Source organism: Synergistota bacterium (assembly GCA_021159885.1).
GTDB lineage: Bacteria > Synergistota > GBS-1 > GBS-1 > GBS-1 > AUK310.
Window position 1 is genome coordinate 19,542 of sequence record JAGHDO010000027.1, and the last position, 20,778, is coordinate 40,319.

The 20,778-nt window shown below is 44.4% G+C and carries 19 protein-coding genes; 8 read left to right on the top strand and 11 right to left on the bottom strand.

Features of this window, described 5'->3' with window-relative positions; all coding sequences use genetic code 11:
• Window positions 1–63 precede the first annotated feature (63 nt).
• From J7M13_02290 to J7M13_02310, 5 genes are all read left to right on the top strand, one after another.
• Window positions 64–1,635: an ABC transporter substrate-binding protein gene (locus J7M13_02290; GenBank protein ID MCD6362818.1), complete on the top strand. Its 1,572-nt coding sequence runs from the start codon at window positions 64–66 to the stop codon at window positions 1,633–1,635.
• A gap of 69 nt (window positions 1,636–1,704) precedes the next feature.
• Entirely contained in the window at window positions 1,705–2,727 is a 1,023-nt protein-coding gene (locus J7M13_02295) for an ABC transporter permease (GenBank protein ID MCD6362819.1), read from the top strand.
• Complete coding sequence (locus tag J7M13_02300; protein MCD6362820.1) at window positions 2,724–3,578, top strand: ABC transporter permease; 855 nt, start codon at window positions 2,724–2,726, stop codon at window positions 3,576–3,578. The genes J7M13_02295 and J7M13_02300 overlap by 4 nt, the downstream gene beginning before the upstream one ends.
• Window positions 3,575–4,582, top strand: a complete 1,008-nt coding sequence (locus J7M13_02305) for an ABC transporter ATP-binding protein (GenBank protein ID MCD6362821.1) — start codon at window positions 3,575–3,577, stop codon at window positions 4,580–4,582. Before J7M13_02300 ends, J7M13_02305 begins: the two co-directional genes overlap by 4 nt.
• Entirely contained in the window at window positions 4,563–5,576 is a 1,014-nt protein-coding gene (locus J7M13_02310; protein MCD6362822.1) for an ATP-binding cassette domain-containing protein, read from the top strand. The genes J7M13_02305 and J7M13_02310 overlap by 20 nt, the downstream gene beginning before the upstream one ends.
• Here J7M13_02310 and J7M13_02315 read toward each other — a convergent pair.
• From J7M13_02315 to J7M13_02345, 7 genes are read right to left on the bottom strand one after another with little or no spacing between them, the layout of a single operon-like run.
• Window positions 5,481–6,269, bottom strand: coding sequence for a polysaccharide deacetylase (locus tag J7M13_02315; GenBank protein ID MCD6362823.1), 789 nt, complete (start codon window positions 6,267–6,269; stop codon window positions 5,481–5,483). The genes J7M13_02310 and J7M13_02315 overlap by 96 nt on opposite strands.
• A gap of 2 nt (window positions 6,270–6,271) precedes the next feature.
• Window positions 6,272–9,763, bottom strand: a complete 3,492-nt coding sequence (rgy, locus tag J7M13_02320; protein ID MCD6362824.1) for a reverse gyrase — start codon at window positions 9,761–9,763, stop codon at window positions 6,272–6,274.
• A gap of 6 nt (window positions 9,764–9,769) precedes the next feature.
• The gene (locus J7M13_02325) at window positions 9,770–10,804 is read right to left on the bottom strand and encodes a V-type ATPase subunit (protein ID MCD6362825.1); all 1,035 of its coding nucleotides are present in this window, start codon (window positions 10,802–10,804) and stop codon (window positions 9,770–9,772) included.
• Window positions 10,804–11,112: a hypothetical protein gene (locus tag J7M13_02330; GenBank protein ID MCD6362826.1), complete on the bottom strand. Its 309-nt coding sequence runs from the start codon at window positions 11,110–11,112 to the stop codon at window positions 10,804–10,806. Before J7M13_02330 ends, J7M13_02325 begins: the two co-directional genes overlap by 1 nt.
• A 26-nt stretch (window positions 11,113–11,138) precedes the next feature.
• Window positions 11,139–13,154, bottom strand: coding sequence for a ferrous iron transport protein B (feoB, locus tag J7M13_02335; protein ID MCD6362827.1), 2,016 nt, complete (start codon window positions 13,152–13,154; stop codon window positions 11,139–11,141).
• Between the two features lie 3 nt (window positions 13,155–13,157).
• A complete protein-coding gene (locus tag J7M13_02340; protein ID MCD6362828.1) occupies window positions 13,158–13,382 on the bottom strand; it encodes a ferrous iron transport protein A in 225 nt (74 codons plus the stop codon).
• A complete protein-coding gene (locus J7M13_02345; protein MCD6362829.1) occupies window positions 13,379–14,011 on the bottom strand; it encodes a metal-dependent transcriptional regulator in 633 nt (210 codons plus the stop codon). Before J7M13_02345 ends, J7M13_02340 begins: the two co-directional genes overlap by 4 nt.
• A 137-nt stretch (window positions 14,012–14,148) precedes the next feature.
• Between J7M13_02345 and J7M13_02350 the strand changes: the two genes are divergently transcribed.
• From J7M13_02350 to kdsA, 3 genes are read left to right on the top strand one after another with little or no spacing between them, the layout of a single operon-like run.
• Window positions 14,149–14,826 (top strand): hypothetical protein, encoded by a 678-nt coding sequence (locus J7M13_02350; protein ID MCD6362830.1) that lies wholly within the window; start codon window positions 14,149–14,151, stop codon window positions 14,824–14,826.
• Window positions 14,827–14,861: 35 nt separating this feature from the next.
• Window positions 14,862–15,419, top strand: coding sequence for a hypothetical protein (locus J7M13_02355; protein MCD6362831.1), 558 nt, complete (start codon window positions 14,862–14,864; stop codon window positions 15,417–15,419).
• Window positions 15,420–15,436: 17 nt separating this feature from the next.
• Complete coding sequence (kdsA, locus tag J7M13_02360) at window positions 15,437–16,261, top strand: 3-deoxy-8-phosphooctulonate synthase (protein MCD6362832.1); 825 nt, start codon at window positions 15,437–15,439, stop codon at window positions 16,259–16,261.
• Here the strand turns inward: kdsA and J7M13_02365 are convergent.
• The 4 genes from J7M13_02365 to J7M13_02380 all read right to left on the bottom strand — a co-directional run bounded on the left by J7M13_02365 (window position 16,258) and on the right by J7M13_02380 (window position 20,499).
• A complete protein-coding gene (locus J7M13_02365) occupies window positions 16,258–17,349 on the bottom strand; it encodes an ABC transporter ATP-binding protein (protein ID MCD6362833.1) in 1,092 nt (363 codons plus the stop codon). The genes kdsA and J7M13_02365 overlap by 4 nt on opposite strands.
• 19 nt (window positions 17,350–17,368) lie before the next feature.
• Window positions 17,369–18,211 carry a carbohydrate ABC transporter permease gene (locus tag J7M13_02370; protein MCD6362834.1) on the bottom strand — a complete coding sequence of 281 codons (843 nt, stop codon included), beginning with the start codon at window positions 18,209–18,211 and terminating at the stop codon, window positions 17,369–17,371.
• Between the two features lies 1 nt (window position 18,212).
• On the bottom strand, window positions 18,213–19,055 hold the full coding sequence (locus tag J7M13_02375; protein ID MCD6362835.1) for a sugar ABC transporter permease: 843 nt from the start codon (window positions 19,053–19,055) through the stop codon (window positions 18,213–18,215).
• Between the two features lie 82 nt (window positions 19,056–19,137).
• Window positions 19,138–20,499 carry an extracellular solute-binding protein gene (locus J7M13_02380; GenBank protein ID MCD6362836.1) on the bottom strand — a complete coding sequence of 454 codons (1,362 nt, stop codon included), beginning with the start codon at window positions 20,497–20,499 and terminating at the stop codon, window positions 19,138–19,140.
• Between the last annotated feature and the right edge of the window lie 279 nt (window positions 20,500–20,778).

The window sequence follows — 20,778 nt, forward strand, 5'->3', positions numbered from 1 at the left end:
TTTTATGCTAAAGTAATATATAGTATATTCTATCTCTTATATTTCAAGAGGGAGGTGCATGGAATGCGTAAAGCAGGAGTACTTCTATTGTTAGCATTGACACTTTCTCTTCTATCTGCCTTACCAGCGATGGGAATAGATCGATCGAGAGTTCTCATAGTTGCTACGCCGGAAGATCCCACAACGCTTGATCCGGCAGTTGCGTGGGATCCGAAAAGCCAGCTTGTTATAAGAAACTGTTATAACACTCTCGTCGTTATGGATGGAACGAGTGCAACACAGGTTAAGGGAGAGCTGGCAAAGAGCTGGGATGTTAAGGATAACGGAAAGGTTTATATCTTCCATCTGAGAAAGGGAGTAAAATTTCAGGATGGAACCGAGCTAACCGCTTACGATGTCAAATACTCCATTGACAGAACCATAGGCGTCAACAAGGGTCCCGGAAGCCAGCTTAAGAGGGTTATAAAAAGCGTTGAGGTTCTCGATAAGTACACCGTTAAGTTTACCCTTTATCATCCCGTTCCCTGGTTTTTAACGTTGATAGCGCAATCTGGTGCTTCCGTCGTTAATAGCAAGCTTGTCAAGGCGCACTGTACGGATAAGGATCCTTGGGGAGTAAACTGGTTGCACGATAAGGTGGTTGGTTCTGGTCCCTATAAGCTTGAGAGGTGGGTTCATGAGCAGCAGATCGTACTGGTGAGATATCCGGACTATTTCAAAGGATGGAAGGGAAAGTATTTTGAGAAGGTGGTTATAAGAACGATAAAGGAGCCATCTGAGAGACGTCTCTTGCTTGAGAAGGGAGATGTCGACATAGCCTTCAGGATATCTGAGGATGATCTTCTCAAGGTTAAGAAGGAAAAGGGGATAAAGATTCTAACCCAGCCTTCATTGACGATATTCTACATAGGTCTTAATACCAGAAAGGGTCCCCTAAAGGATGTTAGAGTCAGGCAGGCTCTGGCATATGCCTTTGACTATGATGCTTTCATTAAAGATGCTATGCGTGGCTTTGTGAGGAGACTTAGGGGACCGGTACCGAGCGCTCTCTGGAAGTATGATGATACCTATCCATTCTACAAGCGTGATATCAAGAAGGCTAAGAAGCTTCTTGCGGAAGCGGGCTATCCCAATGGTGGCTTTACCTTGAACTTTGTGGTTGAGACCGGAGGGTATATACACAAGCAGGCAGCTCTTGTTCTTCAGCAGAGTCTCAAGGAGCTTGGTATAAAGGTGAAGATTCAATTCCTTTCCTGGACGACCATTTGGGCTAAGATGGCTAAGGAGGATGAGGCTCCACAGATATTCGATACGCACTGGTATGCCGACTATGCGGATCCAGAAGATTTCCTTTACTATGAGTATCACTCTTCCATGTGGGGAGACAAGGGCTTTAACGAAGCCTACTACAAGAATCCCGAGGTCGATAAGCTTCTTGATGAAGCGAGATATTTACCCGATAAGAAGAAGAGACAGGAGCTTTTCGCCAAGTCTATAAAGCTGATTATGAAAGATTGTCCGGCTATCTGGTGTGCGGAAAGGTTGCAGATAGTCTCTATAAGGGATTGGGTTAAGGGTTATGTGCTTAATCCAATCTACTATGAGGTTCCCTGCTTCCATGATCTCCACAGATAAACGTTTGGCGATTTGGTGGGAGGGAAGCCTCCCTTCCCTCCCACCTTTTAAAAGCGGTGATTTAGAGCCATGAGGCTACATCACTACATAATAAGAAGGCTATTGCTTCTTTTTCCGGTGCTTCTCGGAACGGTTACTATAACTTTCTTCTTGATGTATCTTGTTCCGAGCAACCCTGCGAGGCTTATAGCGGGTCCTCATGCTACGGGGGAGCAGCTTAAGCAGATAACTAAAGAGCTTGGATTGGATAAACCCCTTTATGTTCAATACTTTACATATCTGGGCAGACTTATAAGAGGCGATTTTGGCAGGTCTATCCTAACGCGTAGGCCTGTGCTTCAGGATCTTTTAACCTATTTCCCTGCAACGCTTGAACTCACGCTTGTAAGTATGCTTATAATGATTCCGCTGGGGATATTCTTCGGTGTGCTTTCTGCGGTAAAACGAAACTCTATTTTAGATCATGTTATAAGGGTCTTTGCATTAAGTGGGGTTTCCATGCCCGTTTACTGGCTGGGTTTGATCCTTCTTTTGGTTTTCTACTTTAAGCTTGGTATATTCCCTGGTCCCGGCAGATTAGATCCTTATATCACGCCTCCTCAAACGATAACGGGACTTTATATAGTTGATAGCATACTTACGGGTAACTGGGAAGCGTTAGTTAATAGCGTAAAGCACATAGTTCTTCCAGCGGTTACGCTGGCTTATGCAACCACCGGTATGACCGCGAGGATAACGAGGTCTTCAATGCTCGAAGTCATAGGAGCTGAGTTCATAAAAACCGCTAAGGCTAAGGGATTGAGCCCTCGCAGGGTAATTTTCAAACATGCGCTTCGAAATGCGCTGATTGCTCCGATTACCCTCATAGGTTATGAGTTTGGGTATCTGCTGGCGGGTGCTGTTCTGACCGAGACCATATTTGGATGGCCCGGTCTCGGGAGGTATGCGGTTGAGTCTATGACTAACGTAGATTTTCCGGCGGTTCTGGGAGTGGTGATATTAACAACTTTCGTGTATGTTCTCGTTAATCTCGCGGTAGATATAGCGTATGTCATTATAGATCCAAGAATAAGGTTGGGGAAGAGCGAATGAGAGGAAGGGAGCTAAGGTACACTTTGTTTTTGATACGGCGGAATCCCTTGATGATAATGGGATTTGCGATAGTGGGTGTGATGATATTCGTGGCTGTTTTCGCTCCGCTTATAGCCACGCATGATCCCACGGATATGAGGTTTGCAGAGAGGCTTCAACCTCCTTCTTTGGAGCATCTTCTCGGAACCGATGACAATGGAATGGATATATTTAGCAGGATAGTCTACGGTATAAGGCTTGATCTTATAATAGCCATTGTCGTTATTCTTATGGTTAGCGTTTTGGGAACCGTAATAGGCGTTTTTTCCGGCTATTACGGAGGAAAGTTCGATGAAATCGTAATGAGGATAGCGGATATATTTCTTGCTTTTCCTTATCTTCTGCTTGCTATGGCGATAGCTGCCGTTTTAGGGCCTGGGATATTTCACTCGATCATAGCTATTTCGGTAACTTGGTGGCCCGTTTATGCAAGGCTGGCGAGAGGAGCCACGCTTTCCGTTAAGGAAATGAACTATATAGAGGCATCGCGGGCTTTAGGAGAGAGTAGCGTTTACATAATATTTAAGCACGTTATTCCTAATATAATCGCTCCTATACTCGTTCAGGCTACCTTAGATATGGGAAATGTAGTTCTGGAAGCAGCTGGATTAAGCTTCATCGGTCTTGGAGCTCAGCCTCCGCAGCCGGAGCTTGGTTTGATGGTTAGCATAGGAAGAAACTACATGAGGGATTACTGGTGGGTTGCTACGTTTCCAGGGTTAACCATCCTTATAATGGTCCTTGGATTTAATCTTTTGGGAGATGGATTAAGGGATCTATTAGATCCCAAGGTTAGAAGGAGTTTGCTATGAGGGGCAAGGTTTTACTGGAGGTTAAAGATCTCAAGACATATTTCTTTACATATGAGGGCATAGTCAGGGCGGTTGATGGTGTCAGCTTCAGGATAAACGAGGGAGAGTTTTTCGGACTCGTAGGCGAGACGGGATGTGGAAAAAGCGTTACCGCCCTTTCGGTAATGAGGCTTATAGAATCGCCTGGAAGGATAGTGGGAGGAGAGATACTCCTTGAGGACGTTGATTTGCTGAAGCTCTCAGAGGAGGAAATGCAGAGAATACGTGGCACCAAGATTTCTATGGTTTTTCAGGATCCCATGGCTTCTTTGAATCCTCTTATGAGAATTGGAGATCAGATAGCGGAGGTTCTTGAAAAAAGTGAAAGCGCTCTAAGGGGGGAAGAGCTCAGAAAAAGGATGGTTGAGCTTCTTAGGATGGTCAGGATGCCATCTCCTGAGCATATGGTAGATGCTTATCCCTTTGAGCTTTCGGGTGGGATGAGACAGAGAGCCATGATTGCCATGATGCTTGCTGCGAAGCCACGTCTCCTGATAGCGGATGAGCCTACAACTGCTCTCGATGTGACGACTCAGGCTCAGATACTTCGCATATTAAAGGAGATGAGGGAGAAGCTTAGGCTCTCTATATGGCTTATTACACATGATCTTGGTGTCGTAGCTGAAACATGTGATAGAGTCTGCGTTATGTATGCTGGAAAGATAGTTGAGTGTGGGACAGTGAGAGAGATATTTAAAAACCCGCTTCATCCCTATACGAGGGGGCTTCTTAAAGCTATACCTACCATTCATAGGAAGGTTGACAAGCTTATGACTATTCCGGGAGCTGTCCCGAATTTGATTCGTCCACCCGAGGGGTGCAGGTTCCATCCGAGATGTTCGCATGCCACTGAGATTTGTGCTAAGCTTCCTCCACCGCTTGCTTGGGATTGCGATACGCACTTCGTTTATTGCCATCTTTATGGTAAGGAGGATCGAATTTCAGATGGGAGAAGCGCTGCTTAGGGTAAAGGATCTCATTAAGTATTTTCCTATAAAGGGTGGGGTATTCGGCAAGGTGGTAGGCTATGTTAGATCCGTTGATGGAGTAAGCCTTGAGATAGAAAGAGGGGAAACGCTCGCTCTGGTTGGAGAGAGCGGATGTGGGAAAACCACTTTTGGAAGAACCGTATTGAGGCTTCTTAAGCCTACCTCAGGAGAAATATTCTTCGAGGATATTAATATAGCCGATCTTAGCGAAAAAGAGCTCAAGCCGTTACGCAGAAGGATGCAGATAGTCTTTCAGGATCCTCTGTCATCGCTCGACCCGAGAATGACGATTAAGGAGATCCTAAGCGAGCCATTCAAAATACATGAGAGCCTCTCCTCAAGAGAGATAGAAGAGAAGGTTCTCTTCCTTCTTAAGAACGCGGGGTTAAAGGAGGAGCATATGTATCGCTATCCCCATGAGCTATCGGGAGGACAGAGGCAAAGAATATGTATATTAAGGGCCATAGCTCTCAATCCTGACTTTATAGTTCTTGATGAGCCTACTTCAGCGCTCGATGTCTCGGTGCAAGCTCAGCTACTCAATCTTCTTAAGGACCTTCAGAGAGAGTATAAGCTTACATATCTCTTTATAACTCACGATCTTGGTATAGTCCGCTTTATAAGCGCGAGAGCGGCTGTCATGTATCTTGGGAAGATCGTTGAAGTTGCGTCAACCGAGGAGCTATTCAGAAATCCTCTTCACCCTTATACGAGGTCGTTGCTTTCAGCTATACCTGTGCCTGATCCCGATATAAGAAGAAAAGAGGAACCTATTCTCGGTGAGGTCCCTACACCGGTTAATCCTCCCGCCGGTTGCAGGTTTCACCCGAGATGTATATATGCGCGGGATATCTGCTCCCGGAGAGAACCTCCCTTAGAGGATAGGGGGGGAGGCCATCTGGTTGCCTGCCATATTCACGAATTCTCTGGCGATATCGATACCCCTTCTGAAGACAGCGCTGTTGTTTAGGAAGAACGTTATAAGCTTTTCAAGCATGGCTAATCTTGAACCTCTGCCTATGCATGCTGGGTGAAGTATCAGAGGAAAATACCATCCATGCACGTACCGTATCCCACTGAATTCCTCCTGCCAGATGGAAAATACCTCCTTGCTGCTTCTTCGATCTATCTCAAAGAGAAGCCAGTCATCGAGGATATCCTCGATGGGGAGCTCAACAAGCTTGCCCTTTTTAGTTTCCTGCCAGTAGGGGAAATCTCCTCCTCTAAGACTGCTATCATAGATTATACCCTTTTGGGATATTATATCTAACGTTTCTTTGGAGAGTTCCCAATATGGTTTTCTGAAACCGTAAACTTCTCCAAATCGCTTAAGTATCTCGAGGCTTCTTTCAAATACCTCGAGCTCCTTCTCAGGCGAAAGCTCGTTTAGCTTCTCGTGTCTATATCCGTGAAGGGCTATCTCGTGCCCCTCTTTTACTATTTTTTCAACCCGATGAGGATACTTTTCAGCTGTCCATCCCGGTATAAAGAATGTCGTTTTTATATCATACCTCTTAAGAAGATTAAGAAGCCTTTCTACTCCCACATTGATCCCAAACAGAGCCTTGGATATTTTGACAGGGCACTCTGGGTAGTAAAGCCTTTCTGCGCTATCGGCGTCAAAGTCCACTGACAAAAATACGCGTATTTCCAATCTGCTCAAATTTAATCACCCTCACCAGGACTTAGTATTTTGCTCACCTTTCCGTAAAGCTCGCTTAGAATAGCTTGATAACCCCTTTCTCCTCTCTCAACGAGATCCATTTCTCCCTCGAGTCTTCGCGTGAAGTCCTCGTCAGTATACTGAGGGTATCTTTCTTTCAAGTGATTGTAGACTTCTATTCCAAGCCTGGTAGGGAAGAGGAATCCATTTTTCTGAACTACATAGCGTCTTTCGAGCAGGGTTTGAACGATGGAAGCATAGGTTGAGGGCCTTCCAAGTCCGCGCTTTTGCATCATTTCTATTAAGGCTCCTTGAGTTAAGGGGAAAGCTCGCGGAAGTGAAATCACCTTTGACTCTCGAATTTCAAGCGATAGCCTTCTTTCGTCCAAGATTTTCTTTCCTATTGGGGATACGTTTATGGGCATTACGATTGAGAAACCCGGCTCTATAACCTTAAGCGTGAGGTCTTCCTCCTTTTCAAGTCCATCTGTGTAGAACTTAACCCTGCCTTTAACGATCTTAGCTCCTTTCATCTGGGACGCAATAAATCTTCTGAAAATCAGGTTGTATAGTGCAACTGCTTTGGAGCTTAAGGGAGTCTTCCCCGTGGTATATATGTAGCTTAAGAGTTCTCCCTTATCCCAAGGGTGAGTAGGTCTTATCCCCTCGTGTGCTCCTCCATCTCCCCAGGTTCTGCCCTGAAAGAGCTCTTCCTTAAGTTTTTCCTTTACATATTCTCTTGCTATCCCTATGCCCTTTCCGCTAATTCTATGAGAGTCCGTTCTATGATAGGTTATAAGACCTCTCTCGAAAAGCTCCTGAGCTAACGCCATTGTTTCATCGGCGCTCCATCCGTATCTTGACGAAGCTTCCTTTAGCATAGTTGCTGTATCGAACGGCGGAGGAGGAACTATCTCCTCCTCTCGAAGCCTAAGTAGCTCAGCGTCAAGCTTCTGTAGATCGAGCTTCTTAGCTTCGTTTCTATTTTTTAAGGGGAACTCAACCCTTAAAGATGAATCGGCGATTACCCTTAGGAAGTAATCTTTCTTCTTTCTTTCCTTTTCTCTTTCTATCAGCCAGCCTAAAACGGGAGTTTGAACCCTTCCAGCAGAAAGCCATCTTTGCTTAAAGGCTTCCTGAAGAAGCTGGCTTAAGGAGAACCCAAACCATCTATCCGCTATTCTTCTCACGAACTGTGCTTCAACGAGGGGTTCATCGAGATCTCTTGGTTCATCTATCGCTTCTAAGAATGCTCTTCTCGTTATTTCGTGAAATTCTGCTCTGCGAAACTCTCTGGAAAAGGGGCTTATATAGCATGCGAGGTCCCAGGCTATCTTTTCTCCCTCCGTATCCGGATCGGTAGCTATAAAGACGAGATCTGATTCCATGGCTAATTCTCTAAGGCCATTTATCGTGGCTTTTTTTTCATCGTAGGTCGGGGTCTTGCATTTCGGACAGATCTCCTGCACGGTTTGCTCTCCGCAATCTGGGCATCTTTTAATTGTGTCATAATGAGGAATGAATTTACCGTTCTTGATCTCCACGCCGAATAAACCAAGATTGTATATAAGATCTGCAACGTGTCCCTTAGATGCAGCTAGAAGAAGCGTGTATTTTAAGGCATTTACCTCGTATGCGTCTATACCATTTACCCTTCTCCTTTGAGGAGATCCAAAGAAAGAGGCGATGGTGCGAGCCTTATTGGGTGATTCCACTATAACAAGCGCAGTTTTAAATAGATCTTTCGGTAGAGCTTCGGGTTTAAAAAATTGCTCTCTCTCCCTATCTACTCTTTCAATAATTTCTTTTATTTTCTCTTCCTCATAGCTCTTAAACTGGAAGTCCTCGAAGAAGTACCGTGCTTTCTTTTCAAGAAGATGAAGAGCCTTTTCATCGTCGACTATCACTATAGAAAGCCCCTGAAGTAATCCTCCGGGACATAAGCGGGAAGTTCTGCCAGCTGCCTGAAGATAACCTGAAGTTTCTGGTATAAGAAGGTATATTTCTCCATTTATTATCCTTATTGGGCTCTCGGGACTCGAGGCTATCTGAGCGAGAAGTTCCGGGTTAGAGAGTCTTTCGCTTAGGAATTCTCTGATTTCTTCAAGTAATTTGAGCGACTTTTCGCTCAGCTTTTCTTCGTCTCTGCCCATTATTCTTCTTAGGAATGGGAGATATCTTCTTTCAACTTCTGGGTGCTCTTCCAACAGTTTTCTTAAGGATACGAGGGCGTTAAAGAGCGCAATCGATGACTTTTCAACCTTCAGATTTACAAGAATCTTTGGTACACCTATAAATATTGCGTATCTCGTTTCCGGAATATCAAGCCCCCTTGCCAAGGGATTTCTTCCAGATGCGAGTCCAACGAGAACATCTACCTCTCCCTTGAGGAAGGCTTCTATATCTGCCTTTTCGTAGCTTAAAGCTCTTATTTTCTTCTTTTCGAGTCTCTTTATGACTTCCACTAAGGAATCCTTTCCCTTATCTGGTGAAAGGAAGATGAGGCCCCTTTTCCCAAGTTTTTTAACTAAGCTTCCCGCCTCATCGATAATTCCCTTAAGCGTCATTCTTTTGGGTCTTAGAGCCACATCTTCTACTTTTCTCAGGAAAGAAGCGCTTCTACCGACCTCGAAGTCGAGAAGCTCCTTAAAGAGAGCGACTCTTAATCCCTTCGGCTTGACCGTTGCGGATGAAACGACGAGGACTCCTTTTGCATTTTTCTTAAATCTGTCTATCTTTTTTCTTTCCTCTTCTATCTTTTTCCACGATTCTTTTGACGGCTTTCTGAGTAGCTTCATGGAGGAGTAGAGAAAAGAAAGGGTTTCCTCCGTTGCTTCCTTTGGAATACCAAGCAGTCCAAGAACCCTATCCACGCTTCTTGACTGCTTAAGAAGGGCATCCACATCGTCTACGAAAACGAAGCCAAAGGGCTTGGGAATCTCCTCGTGATTCTTAACGAGGAACATGGTAGTTGAAACGAGTATGTCGAACTCTCCCTCGCGTAGCTTTTTCCTACTTTCATCATTCATATCCATTGCGATGAGGATCCTTTTGTTCCCTGAGTTATATCTCTCGAGCAGTTTTTGTGCTTGCTCTACCAGCAATCGTGTAGGGAATATTAGATATGATTTTTCATCGAGGAACAGGGAAGCTATTATTCCAAATGTGGTTTTTCCAACGCCTGGTGGTGCTACTATTGCGAATGATCTTCCCAAGAATATCCTTCTCGCCCAAGTTCTCTGAAGTGACCATGGATCGTTACCCACCTTTTCCTTAAAAAAGGAGGAGAAAGCTTTCTCTCGCTCTTTGATTTCATAAATTCGCTTTATTTCTTTTAATTTACCGGTTTTTTGGAGCTCTTTTACAACTTCATTGAGATCTCCTTTGATGGCCTTAGGTAGACACTCGGAGCATGGTAGTTTTCTAAGCAAACGCTCGCTCGATATTTTTCCTTCGCAGTTAGGACATGCTTTTTCAAAAATCGCCTCTGCCATGATTCTTCAACCAAGCATTAGCAAGAATGGTTTTACTTTTTCGAGAGGAAGGTCGTATGCTTTGCTTTCTATTATCGTTGTAAGATCGTGGATCTCCATTTCCTTGAGGCACAGTAGCTCTATAAAGCTTCCAATAGAGAAAGGGTTGCTCTTTATCAGACTGGATTTAACCGTGGTTTCATAAAACTTTCTTAAAAGACGCGTTTCAAGAGCGGGGTCTTTCAGGTTTCCCACCTCCTCTAACTCCTTTCCCCATGGTGTATCCAGGATAGGCTTTAAGAACTCCTCAAACCCCTTCGCTTTGGCTAATTTTCTCAGTTTCTCGTTGTTTAAATAGGTTCCAAATGGCACCGTGTAGGAGAAGATCTTTTCCTCGCTGAAACCGAAGAAGCTCCTTGCCCTTAAAACCCAGGTCAGGTTCAAAAGATCACACTGTAGTCCGAAATAGAGACTATTTATTTTCCTGTCTATTTCATCTAACTTCTTATTCAGAGCGATAAGCTCCTTGAAGAATCCGTAGTCGAGCACCATCTCTATCGCAAATATGGTTTCGAGATTCTCCTCGGGGAGCTTCCCCTCTATGTATTTCCCGTAAGGCGTTTTCCTAAGTTTCTCAATAATCTCAGGCAAAGTCTTGGCCGACAGGAGCTCACTTATCGGCACAACGGAAAACTCCCCGAGATCAAGTAGGTTTTCCTCACTCAGCGTTCTTTCCTCATGAAGCTTGCTTGTAAGAATTTTCTTTATGTTGTCTATTTCGAACCTTCTTACAGCTACTCTGAGAAACTCTCTTGTATTCTCAGGAAGGAACTCGAGAACCTTAGTGTAAATATCTATTATGGTGTTTTTTATAGCTCTCTCAAGTCCCTCTCTTGAGAAGGGAAGAGTTCTGTCCCTTCCATATGGTGTCTTTTTCAAGATTTCTATTATTCCTTCCAGGGTTTTCGCGTTCAAAATCTCCTCAAGCTTTTCCTTTTCAAGGAGATTTCCCCTTATAGCTCTTATTCGAGCGAATGCAGCAGCGTATTTACTGGATCTCATTATCTCCAGAATAGCTCCACCGCCTTGAGTATAGCCTTTTCTGCCTTAGGGATCGCTTTCAGTCTTAGTTCCCTCGCTTCTTCTTGGGCTTTGGATATTATTTCCTCTACCTTTTTCTCGGCTTCTTTCTTAGCTTCGTTCAGGATTTTTTCCTCCTTAACCTTTGCTTCTCTATAGATTCTGGATATTTTTTCCTCCTTTTCCTTAAGATATTCCTCCCAGGCTCTTTCTATCTCTCTTTTAGCTTCTTCGACGAGTGCTCTTGCTTCCCTTTCAGCTTCAAGTAGCTTCTTTACGGCGTTTTCCACCGCTTCTTCACCCCCACCAGCATATTTTACCATAGGATACGCGCTATCTGATAGAATCCTACGCTTACCGTCCAGCCCAAGATAAGCGAGTAGAAAACGGCGATAATAGTCCATTTCCAGTTAGTTTCTCTCTTGATCGCGGCTATGGTTGCTATGCAAGGTATATATATCAAGGTCATAAGTAGAAATGCATACGCTGATGCCGGAGAGAAATTGGCTTTGAGGGCTTCTCTTAGCGATTCTTCCTCTGCGCCATATAGCGTTCCAAGGGTACCGACTACCGTTTCTTTAGCGAGTATTCCGAAGGAAAGCGCGACTGCTGATTGCCAGTTTCCGAATCCTGCGGGCTTGAGGATGGGCGATATAGCTTTTCCAAACTTTCCTATAAAAGATTCGGAGGATGCATACTCCACTCCCGGTGGTAGAGAGGATAGAACCCATATAAGGACGACCGTGAAGGCTATCACGGTTCCAGCCTTCTTAATGAAGAGAGAGCTCCTTAAATACATCTGCATAGCTACATTTCTTAATGTGGGTAATCTATAAGGAGGAAGTTCCATGACGAGTGGAGCGCTCTCCTCCTTGAAAAATATGCTCTTGAGAATCCGCCCGACGATTATAGCCAAGACTATCCCGGTGATATAGAGGGAAAATACTATAAGTCCCTGGCGCTCGGGAAAGAAAGCACTCGCAAATAGAGTGTATACAGGGAGCCTTGCCGAACAACTCATTAATGGGTTCAGTAGAATGGTTAGTATCCTGTCTTTCCTTGATTCGAGCGTTCTGGTCGCCATAATGGCTGGAACGTTGCATCCGAAGCCGATAAGCATGGGTATAAAGGATTTTCCATGGAGTCCAAGGGCATGCATTATTCTATCCATAAGAAAAGCTGCACGGGCTAAGTATCCGCTGTCCTCGAGGATCGATATACCGAGGAAAAGAAGGGCTATATTGGGAAGAAAGACCAATATGCTTCCTATTCCAGGTATTACTCCATCGGAAATCAACGAGCTGAGCCAGCTGGGGGCTTCCATCTTCGTGCACAGGGTATTCATAAGGGTAGCGAGATCGCCGAAGAGCTCATCTATTAAGCCTGCAATAGGATTACCTATGTAAAAGATCAGCTGAAAGAGGGCGTATACCGTTAACAGAAAAATGGGTAACCCTAATATTCTGTTAGTTAAAATTTTATCTATCCTGTCAGAAAGGGTCAGGCGCTCCTCGAGGCTTCTTTCTCTAAGTGTGCATTCCTTGACCAGACCTTTCAAAAAGGCATATCTTCTTTCTATCATAAAGGTTTCGAGATCATCACCGGTTTTTCTTAATATCAGCTTTTCAGTTTCCTCCATTACACGCTTGATTTCATCAAAATACTTACTCTCTTTAAACTTCTCGATGAATTCCTGATCTCCCTCGAGGAGCTTGATCGCCATGCCTCTTAATGACATGCCTATGTCTTTATTTTTTCCAATGATCTCTTCCAGCTTCTTTATGGCTGTTTCTACATCACTTCCGTAGCTTATTTTCAAAGGTTCTCTTTTGCCTCTCTCTTCGAGACCTTTTACTATTTCTTCCTTGAGTTTTTCTATTCCCACTCCTCTCGAGGCGATCGTTTCCACGACTTGAACGCCAAGTATTTTGGAAAGCTTTTCCTTGTCTATCCTGATTCCCCTTGAAGATGTGATGTCCACCATATTCAAGTCTAAGAGTACTCTCTGTCCCATTTCGAGAAGCTGTGCGACGAGGTAAAGGTTTCTTTCCAAGTTGGAAGCGTCTACTACAGCTACGACAAGGTTTGGTTTTTCCTTTATTAAAAAGGAGCGCGCGATCCTTTCATCTATCGAATAAGCGCTCAAACCATATATTCCCGGTAGGTCTACGATCTTGATCTTTTTTCCGGCATATTCCATGATGCCTTCTTTTCTCTCGACGGTTGTTCCAGGCCAGTTCCCGACTTTTTCTCGGGCTCCACATAGAGCGTTGAATATCGTGGTTTTTCCGGAATTTGGATTTCCCGCGAGAGCTACCACACGGCTTTTCATTTCTCATTGCACCTCCTCAACGAGTATTTTGTGTGATATTCCTCTGCCAAGAGCAAGCCTTGCGTTTCCACGAGAGATTATTATTGGACCACCAGCGTTGCTAAGAACCTGAATTGTTTCTCCCTCAAGGATTCCAAGCATAAGCAGCTTTTTTATTCTTCCTCTTCCTCCGAGAATTTTTATTATTCTTACTTTCCTTCCACTTTCCACCATTGAAAGAGGAATCAATCTTCTATCACCTCTACCAATACGCTTTTCGCTTCTTCCTTTCGCAAGGATACTCGCGTGCCCTTAATGAGAACTTTTATGGGAGATCCAAGAGGAGCTATTTCCTCGATCTCAACCAGCTCTCCCCTTGTGAAACCCATATCAAGAAGTTTCCTTTTAAGCGGTCCTGTATCAGCAATCCTGACTATCTTTCCTCTTGCACCTATCGCAAGCGTGTCCAGACTCTTTAACTTTGGGCTTGAACTTCTATCTGGCTCATAGGATGCAACAAATTTGGCGAGCTTCTGCATGGTCTCCTCGCTCAAGTGATGTTCCATCTTGCAAGCATCTTCCTCAGCGATCTCCTCGCTTACGCCCAGAACATCGGTTAGAAAGTTTTTCAGCACCATATGACGTTTACGTATTTCGCTGGCCAAGTTTATTCCTTTTTGGGTTAGCTCTATATACCCATATTTTTCCTGTTCTATTAGCTCGAGTTCCTTGAGCTTTCTTAAAGCTTCTATAACGGATGACGCCTTAACCTTGAGAAGATTCGCGAGGTCCTTTACTCTCACAACGTTTTTCTTCTCTCTGAGAATTAGAATGCCTTCTAAGTAATCCTCAAGCGCTGGGGTAAGTCCCATAACCAAGTTAGATCACCTCCCTTTTAGGTTAACCTAATTATATTAGGATAACCTAATTAAGTCAAGATATCTGATACGCTTGACATTCTCTACCTGTAGATATAGAATTTGCCTGTGAAGATAAAAGGAGGAGAGCTCATTCGGTGAGGAAACTGCTTCTCGTCAATCCGGTGGGAACGAGTAGATGGAACTTAAGCGCTGAACTTTACCTTAAGCCGTTTATTAAGAAAGGTTTTTCTCTGTCCGTTTGTAATTTGTCTAAGGGACCTGAGAACGTGGAAACGGAGGAAGATCACATTCAAATCTGTTATTATCTTCAGGATGAGGTTCCCAAGCTGGCAAAGGGGTATGATGCCATCATAGTTAATAGCGTTCTGGAGTCGGGAATTCTCTCATTAAGGGAGCGTGTTTCCATCCCCGTTATAGGTGCCCTCGAAGCTGCCCTTTTAAAATCCACTCTTTATAGAGGCAGTTTTGCTATTATCTGTACCTGTAGAAATGAGAAGCTTGTGAGGCTCAGAGTAAGAGAGCTTGGTTTCGATAGAGCTTTCAAGGGTGTTAGATGCTTCGCTCACGAGGCGTATGAGTATAGCGATCCCATAGATAGGGAGAGAATGTTCGAGGCACTTCTTTCAGATAGCCGGGAAGCGCTTAGTGAGGGTGCTGATATCCTTCTTATGTGTGGTTTTCCAATAGCTCATTTTGCAGACAGGATATCTCTTAAGCTTGGCGCTCCAGTCATTGAATTTGCAAAAGCTGCGCTGGAGCTTTCGATGGCTCTGCTTCAGCTTGACGCTTTTGGGAGGCTTGAGATGAACTGATGGGGGATGATATATTATTAATTTTAACGGAGCGTATGTGTAAGAGTAAGGAGATAAGCGCCTATCTTAAGAGCATAAGCGAGCCTTCGTTTAAGCTTGAAAAGCTCCCAGTTAAGTTTTCAGAGAACTCTTTCTTTATAAACGAGTTTAAGGCGATGGAGATACTTCTTGAGAAACCTTTGAAAGATTATAGATGTGTGGTTATGGGATGCTTTTTCGATCCATGCGTAGAGTTTCTCAGAATGAGAAGGTACAGGGTTGTAGGATGTGGGGAGGCTTCCATGATGCTGGCCTCTCTATTGGAGAGGGATTTTGGTGTAATATCCATTTTCCGAGAAGCTGTCTCTCGCGTTAAACTCATGGTAAAAAGGTTAGGGCTAATGGACAGATTTGTGGGGATTTCTATAGTAAGTGAAAGGGAGGAATCGCTTATAGAGGGAGGGCGAAAGCTCGTTGAGGAAGGAGCGGACTCCCTTATAATAGCGCACTTAACATCAGTGAAGCTTCTTAAAGTTCTCTCGAACCGCTTTAAGGGTATAAGCATTGTTGAGCCCCTTAAAGCGGGCTTAGTTTTAGCGAATGCCATGTTTTAGGGAGGCAATAGTTGATAATGAGCAGGGTAGTTGAGATAGGGGACATAAAGGTGGGTGGAGGTAATCCTTTTGTTCTTATAGCGGGTCCGTGCGTGATAGAGTCAGAAGAGCTTGTCTTAAAGGTGGCATCGTTTGTAAAGAGGGTTTGCGATAAGCTTGAGATACCTTATATATTTAAGTCTTCGTATGATAAAGCTAATAGGACATCGATAAGTTCCTTTAGAGGACCTGGGCTTGAGGAAGGGATAAGAATTCTTGCCAAGGTTAAGGAGGAAGTTGGGATTCCGATCCTTTCGGATGTTCACCTCCCACAGGAAGCAGGTTTGGCGGCTGAGGTTCTTGATATTCTTCAAATTCCCGCCTTTTTGTGTAGGCAGACGGATCTCGTTCTCGCGGTTGCGCGTACAGGAAAGCCGGTTAACGTTAAAAAGGGGCAGTTTCTTGCACCTCACGATGTTAAATATATAGTTGAGAAGATAGAGTCAGTGGGAAATAGAAAGATACTCCTTACAGAGAGAGGCACCGCATTTGGTTATCATAATCTCGTCGTTGATTTCCGTTCTCTTCCAATAATGAGAGAGACTGGCTATCCGGTAGTCTTTGATGCTACTCATAGTGTCCAGCTTCCGGGGGGTCGCGGAGGATCTTCCGGTGGGGATAGAAGGTTTATTTCCTTCCTGGCACGTGCTGCCACCGCGGTAGGGATCGATGCGCTCTTTATGGAGGTTCATCCCGAACCAGACAGGGCATTATCGGACGGCCCTAATATGCTTCCCTTAAGCGATCTTGAGGAGCTGTTAACCGTCTTGAAAGAAATAGATGCCATCGTGAAGGGGCTTTAGATGAGTCTTGCTTCGGATCCCGGATCGAAGATGTGAATTCTGTTCGGGTTAAGATATAGGGTGACATGCTCACCAATTTCCCAATCCTCGTTTGTGGTGAGTGCAGAGATCTTTTGTCCGTCTATAGAGACCGTTATTAATGTTTCTTTGCCCAGTGGTTCCGTTACGTAGATTTCCCCTCGTAGCTGTGGCCAGCTTTCATCAGGAGAGACGTTTATGGCTATCTCTTCGGGTCTTATACCTATAATTATCTCGCTTGGAATTTCTCCTCTTGCCTGTTTGATTCTCTCATGGGGTATTCTTATCTCGGATCCATTTATGATGATTTTAAAATTATCACCCTCCTTTTTGAATCTTCCATGCAGAAAGTTCATAGGAGGGTTTCCTATAAAGCCTGCGACGAAAAGGTTTTCCGGGTTGCTGTATAGATCATGTGGAGTGGAGTATTGCTGAAGCTTTCCCTTGTGTATGACCGCTATTCTTTCAGCCATCGTCATTGCTTCTATCTGATCGTGGGTTACAAGCACGGCAGTGATTCCCAGCTCTTTCTGTAGTCTTTTTATTTCTCCTCTCGTTGCGACTCTGAGCTTAGCGTCGAGATTAGAGAGAGGTTCGTCCAAGAGCAGTATGTTTGGTTCCTTAACCAGCGCTCTTGCCAAGGCGACTCTCTGTTGCTGTCCACCGGAGATCTGATTTGGCTTTCTTGCGAGAAGCTCATCTATGTGAAGCATCTTTGCTACCTTTTCTACCTTCTGCTTTATCTGCTCTCTTGGAATTTTCTTTAGCCTTAGTGGGAAGGCTATATTTTCATATACCGTCATATGAGGATAAAGAGCATAGCTTTGGAAAACTAAGCCTATATTTCTATATTGTGGAGGGATATCGTTTACTACCTGATCGTCAAAGTAGATTTTGCCTGAGGTTGGCTTGTAGACCCCGGCTATGAGGTAAAGCGTCGTGGTCTTGCCTGAACCCGAGGGTCCCAATATGGCTATGAACTCTCCATCTTTAACCTCGAGCGTGAAGTCACTCAAGGCTATGACTTTACCAAACCTCTTGGTAAGCCTATCTAAGAATATTCTTGCCAAGGTGTTTATCCCTCCTCCTTTAGGTTCCCTTTACTCCTCCCATGGTTATCTTAAGCAGATGTTTCTGTGCGAAGAGGAAGAATATAAGCGTGGGGATCATGTAAAAGATAGAGACCGCCGTTAATAGTCCATAGTCAACGAATCTGAACTCTCCTATGACGCCCTTAAGATAGGTTGAGAGCGTCCAAGCTTTTTTGCTAAGTATGAAGGTATATACGAAAACGAATTCAGACCATCCGGAGAGGAAGGAAAATATGGAAAGAGCGCCTATACCCGGCTTGGCTAATGGGAGCATTACCTTAAACCATGTTTGGAATCTTGATGCTCCATCTACTATGGCTGATATTTCTATGTCCCAGGGTATACTATCATAGAACCCCTTCATTACCCAGGTTGCAAAGGGTAGCTCCAGAGCGACCTTAACGAGTATCACTCCTCCAAGGGTATTGAGTAAACCCATGGTTCTTAGTATGTAAAATATTGCTACGAGGAGGGTAATTGATGGAAAAGCATGAAGAGCGAGGGTGAATCCAAGTAGGGGCCCTCTTCCCTTGAATTCCAGACGAGAAAGGGCATATCCACCAAGAGTCGCAACGAGAATGGTAAGTAGTGCGACTCCTCCGGCTAATATTAGGGTATTTAGAGTTATTGCCCATATATTGGGTAGGCCCTTTAAAACGGTTTCTTCCCACAAGAATCTCCAGTTGTGGAGCGTAAAACCGCTTTTTCCTTCGAAGGCTCCCATAAAAAGCCAGCCATAGAATAGGATTATGGGAGCCGATATGATTATCATAAAGCCGTATTTAACGAAATTCCACCAAAAAATTCTTTTTCTTATCTTTTTTATTTCAAGCTCATTCATTTTATATCCCCTCTATCTTGGGCTTTTTAAGCAGAGCTCTTATGTTAACCGTCCTGAGGTAAAGCAGGGCGGCTATAAAGCCTGCTATCGAGAGAATTACCGAGAGCGCCGCTGCGTATCCAAATTCCCAGTCTCCAAAAGCAGTGTGGTAGGTATATAGAGCCCAAACCTCCGATTTATAAAAGGGTCCTCCGTCTGTTATAAGCAGGATATATTCATATGAGGTTAAAAGCGATAGCATCTGATATGCGGATACGAAGAGAAGATGCCACTTTATGTTTGGAAGAATAATTTTCGTTATAACCTTGAGCTCACTCGCTCCATCGACCCTCGCTGCAACGATCATATCGCGTGGGAGAGATAGTATAGATGCGGTGAAGATAACCATGCCGAAGGATGCTCCTATAAATCCATTCGCAATTATAACAACCGTCTTGGGAAACATGTTTATCCAGTTATAGGTTGGTAAGCCAAAGTGTTTAAGAATGGAATTTAGTATTCCCGCTTCCGTTGGGTCGAGTATCCAAAGCCATAACAAAGCGTAAACCACAGAGGGTGTAAGCCTCGGAAGCATCCATATGAGCCTAAAGAACCTTCCTGCTTTCTCTTCCATGTGGGTTGTGGTTATTGCAAGGAGCAATCCTAAACCAAAGTTAAAAAATAAGAGAGTGAAGAATACATATATTATCGTGTTTATGAGCGTTGTCTTAGCTATGGGGTCTTCGTAAAAGATTTCCCTGAAGTTTTCAAATCCTATAAAATTCCAGTTGAAGGTATAGTTCATATCGGTGAGCGAAAGAAGACCCGTTATTATGGCTGGAAGCAGGAAAAACAGAGCAACCATTATCAAAACTGGTAGCAGAAACCAAAACGCTAAGGGAATAGAGCCTCTCCGCCCCAGCTCAGGGGCGGAGAGGCTTTTAACATTACGGCTCAATTGTGAGAGCTCCTTTAAGCTTTCTCTTGAGTATGGACTTTAAGAATGAGAGAGCTTCCTCCGGCTTGGCTCCGTTGACCTCAACCATCTGAATGGCCTTATACCATCCTTCCTTGTTATAGGTGTTAAACTTGGGATGATTTGGAGCAAAGTGGGTGAACTTAAGTAATGGCGTGACCATGGATAGGAACTTTGCCTTTTTATACTCAGGTAGGCTAAGCTGTTCATAGCTTATGGCGAGGTGCCCGCTTGTAACGGCATGCTTGGCGTTGAGATCCGGAGCTAATGCCATTCCTATCAGAGCAACGGCGAGATCTGGGTTCTTACAGGTGGAGGAGACCATGTAAACTACAGGGTGAGATATCGTTACGGGCTTGTCTCCTTTCCTTCCAGGAGGTACGGGTATAAAAGCTATATTCTCAAAAAGATAGTCTTCAGAGGCGTTATAGTCTCTCTGCCACTCTGCCCAGTTCCAGGATCCACCGAGCCAGAAGAGAACGTCCCCATTTACAACTGCCTTATGGATCGATTTCCAGGAGACGGATGTCATGCCGCTCGGCGTTATCTTGTAAGTGTTAACCGCATCATAGAAGAACCTCAATGTCTTGAGAGCTGCCTTTTCATTTAATACGAGCTTACCCGTATCAGGATTCCACATACGACCACCATATGCAAGATATATCTGGAAGTAATCAACGCCGGGTGTGGGTCTGTGGTAGAATCCCCATTTTACGAGTCCTTTCTTTTTAGCTTCCGCTCCAATCTTGAGTATGTCTTCGAGGGTTACCTCACCTTTCCATCCATCTTCGATGAATTTCCTTATCTTTTCTTCGCTCCATCCCATTTTCTTGAGGATGTCTTTGCGGATGTAAATCATTCTTGCCTCGGTATCCTGTGGAATACCGTATATCTTTCCCTTGAGCCTTACCGAGTTCCAGAGGCTTGGGAAGAAGCTATCGAAACACCATTTGTATTTCTCTACGTATTTATCAAGAGGAATTATGTAGCCAGCATCTGCAAGCATTCCTATATCTTCGTGCCCTGTGGTGTAAATATCAGGTCCTTTACCGCTCTTAAAGGCTAAAAGCGCGCGCGTTCTGTAGTCTCCCCAGCTTACCGTCTCGAAGCTAACGTTTCCAACTACCTTTGTGTCGGAGCCGGTTGCCTTAAGGAGCTTATTAAGGCGTTCAATGGCTACGTTGAATGCTTTGGCTCTCCAGAAGGAGGGATTGTCCGGACCTATCGCCCATATCGTTAGCTTTACTTCCTTGGCGAATGCGGTTCCAGCTATCGTGATTCCTGCGAGGGTCAGACATGCGATAAGCGCTAAACCAATTACGCCCTTCCGCATAATACCACCTCCTTGGTAAGAGGGGATTGGCGCTTCCGAACTTCGAGGAAAATATTGATATGAGGGAGAAAGAAGCGCTCTATTTTATAGAATAGCTTAGATTTTGGGGATTGTCAACATGAGGCGCGCTTTGTTGTATCCTGTTATAATTATTCTTAAAGGGGTTTAATTTAGACAGGAGGGGGGATCGGGTCGTGAGGAGCATAAGAGCAAAACTTATCGTGGCAGGGGTGGTTGTTTCACTTCTGGCGGTGGGGCTAACGGTGTTTATCATATCGA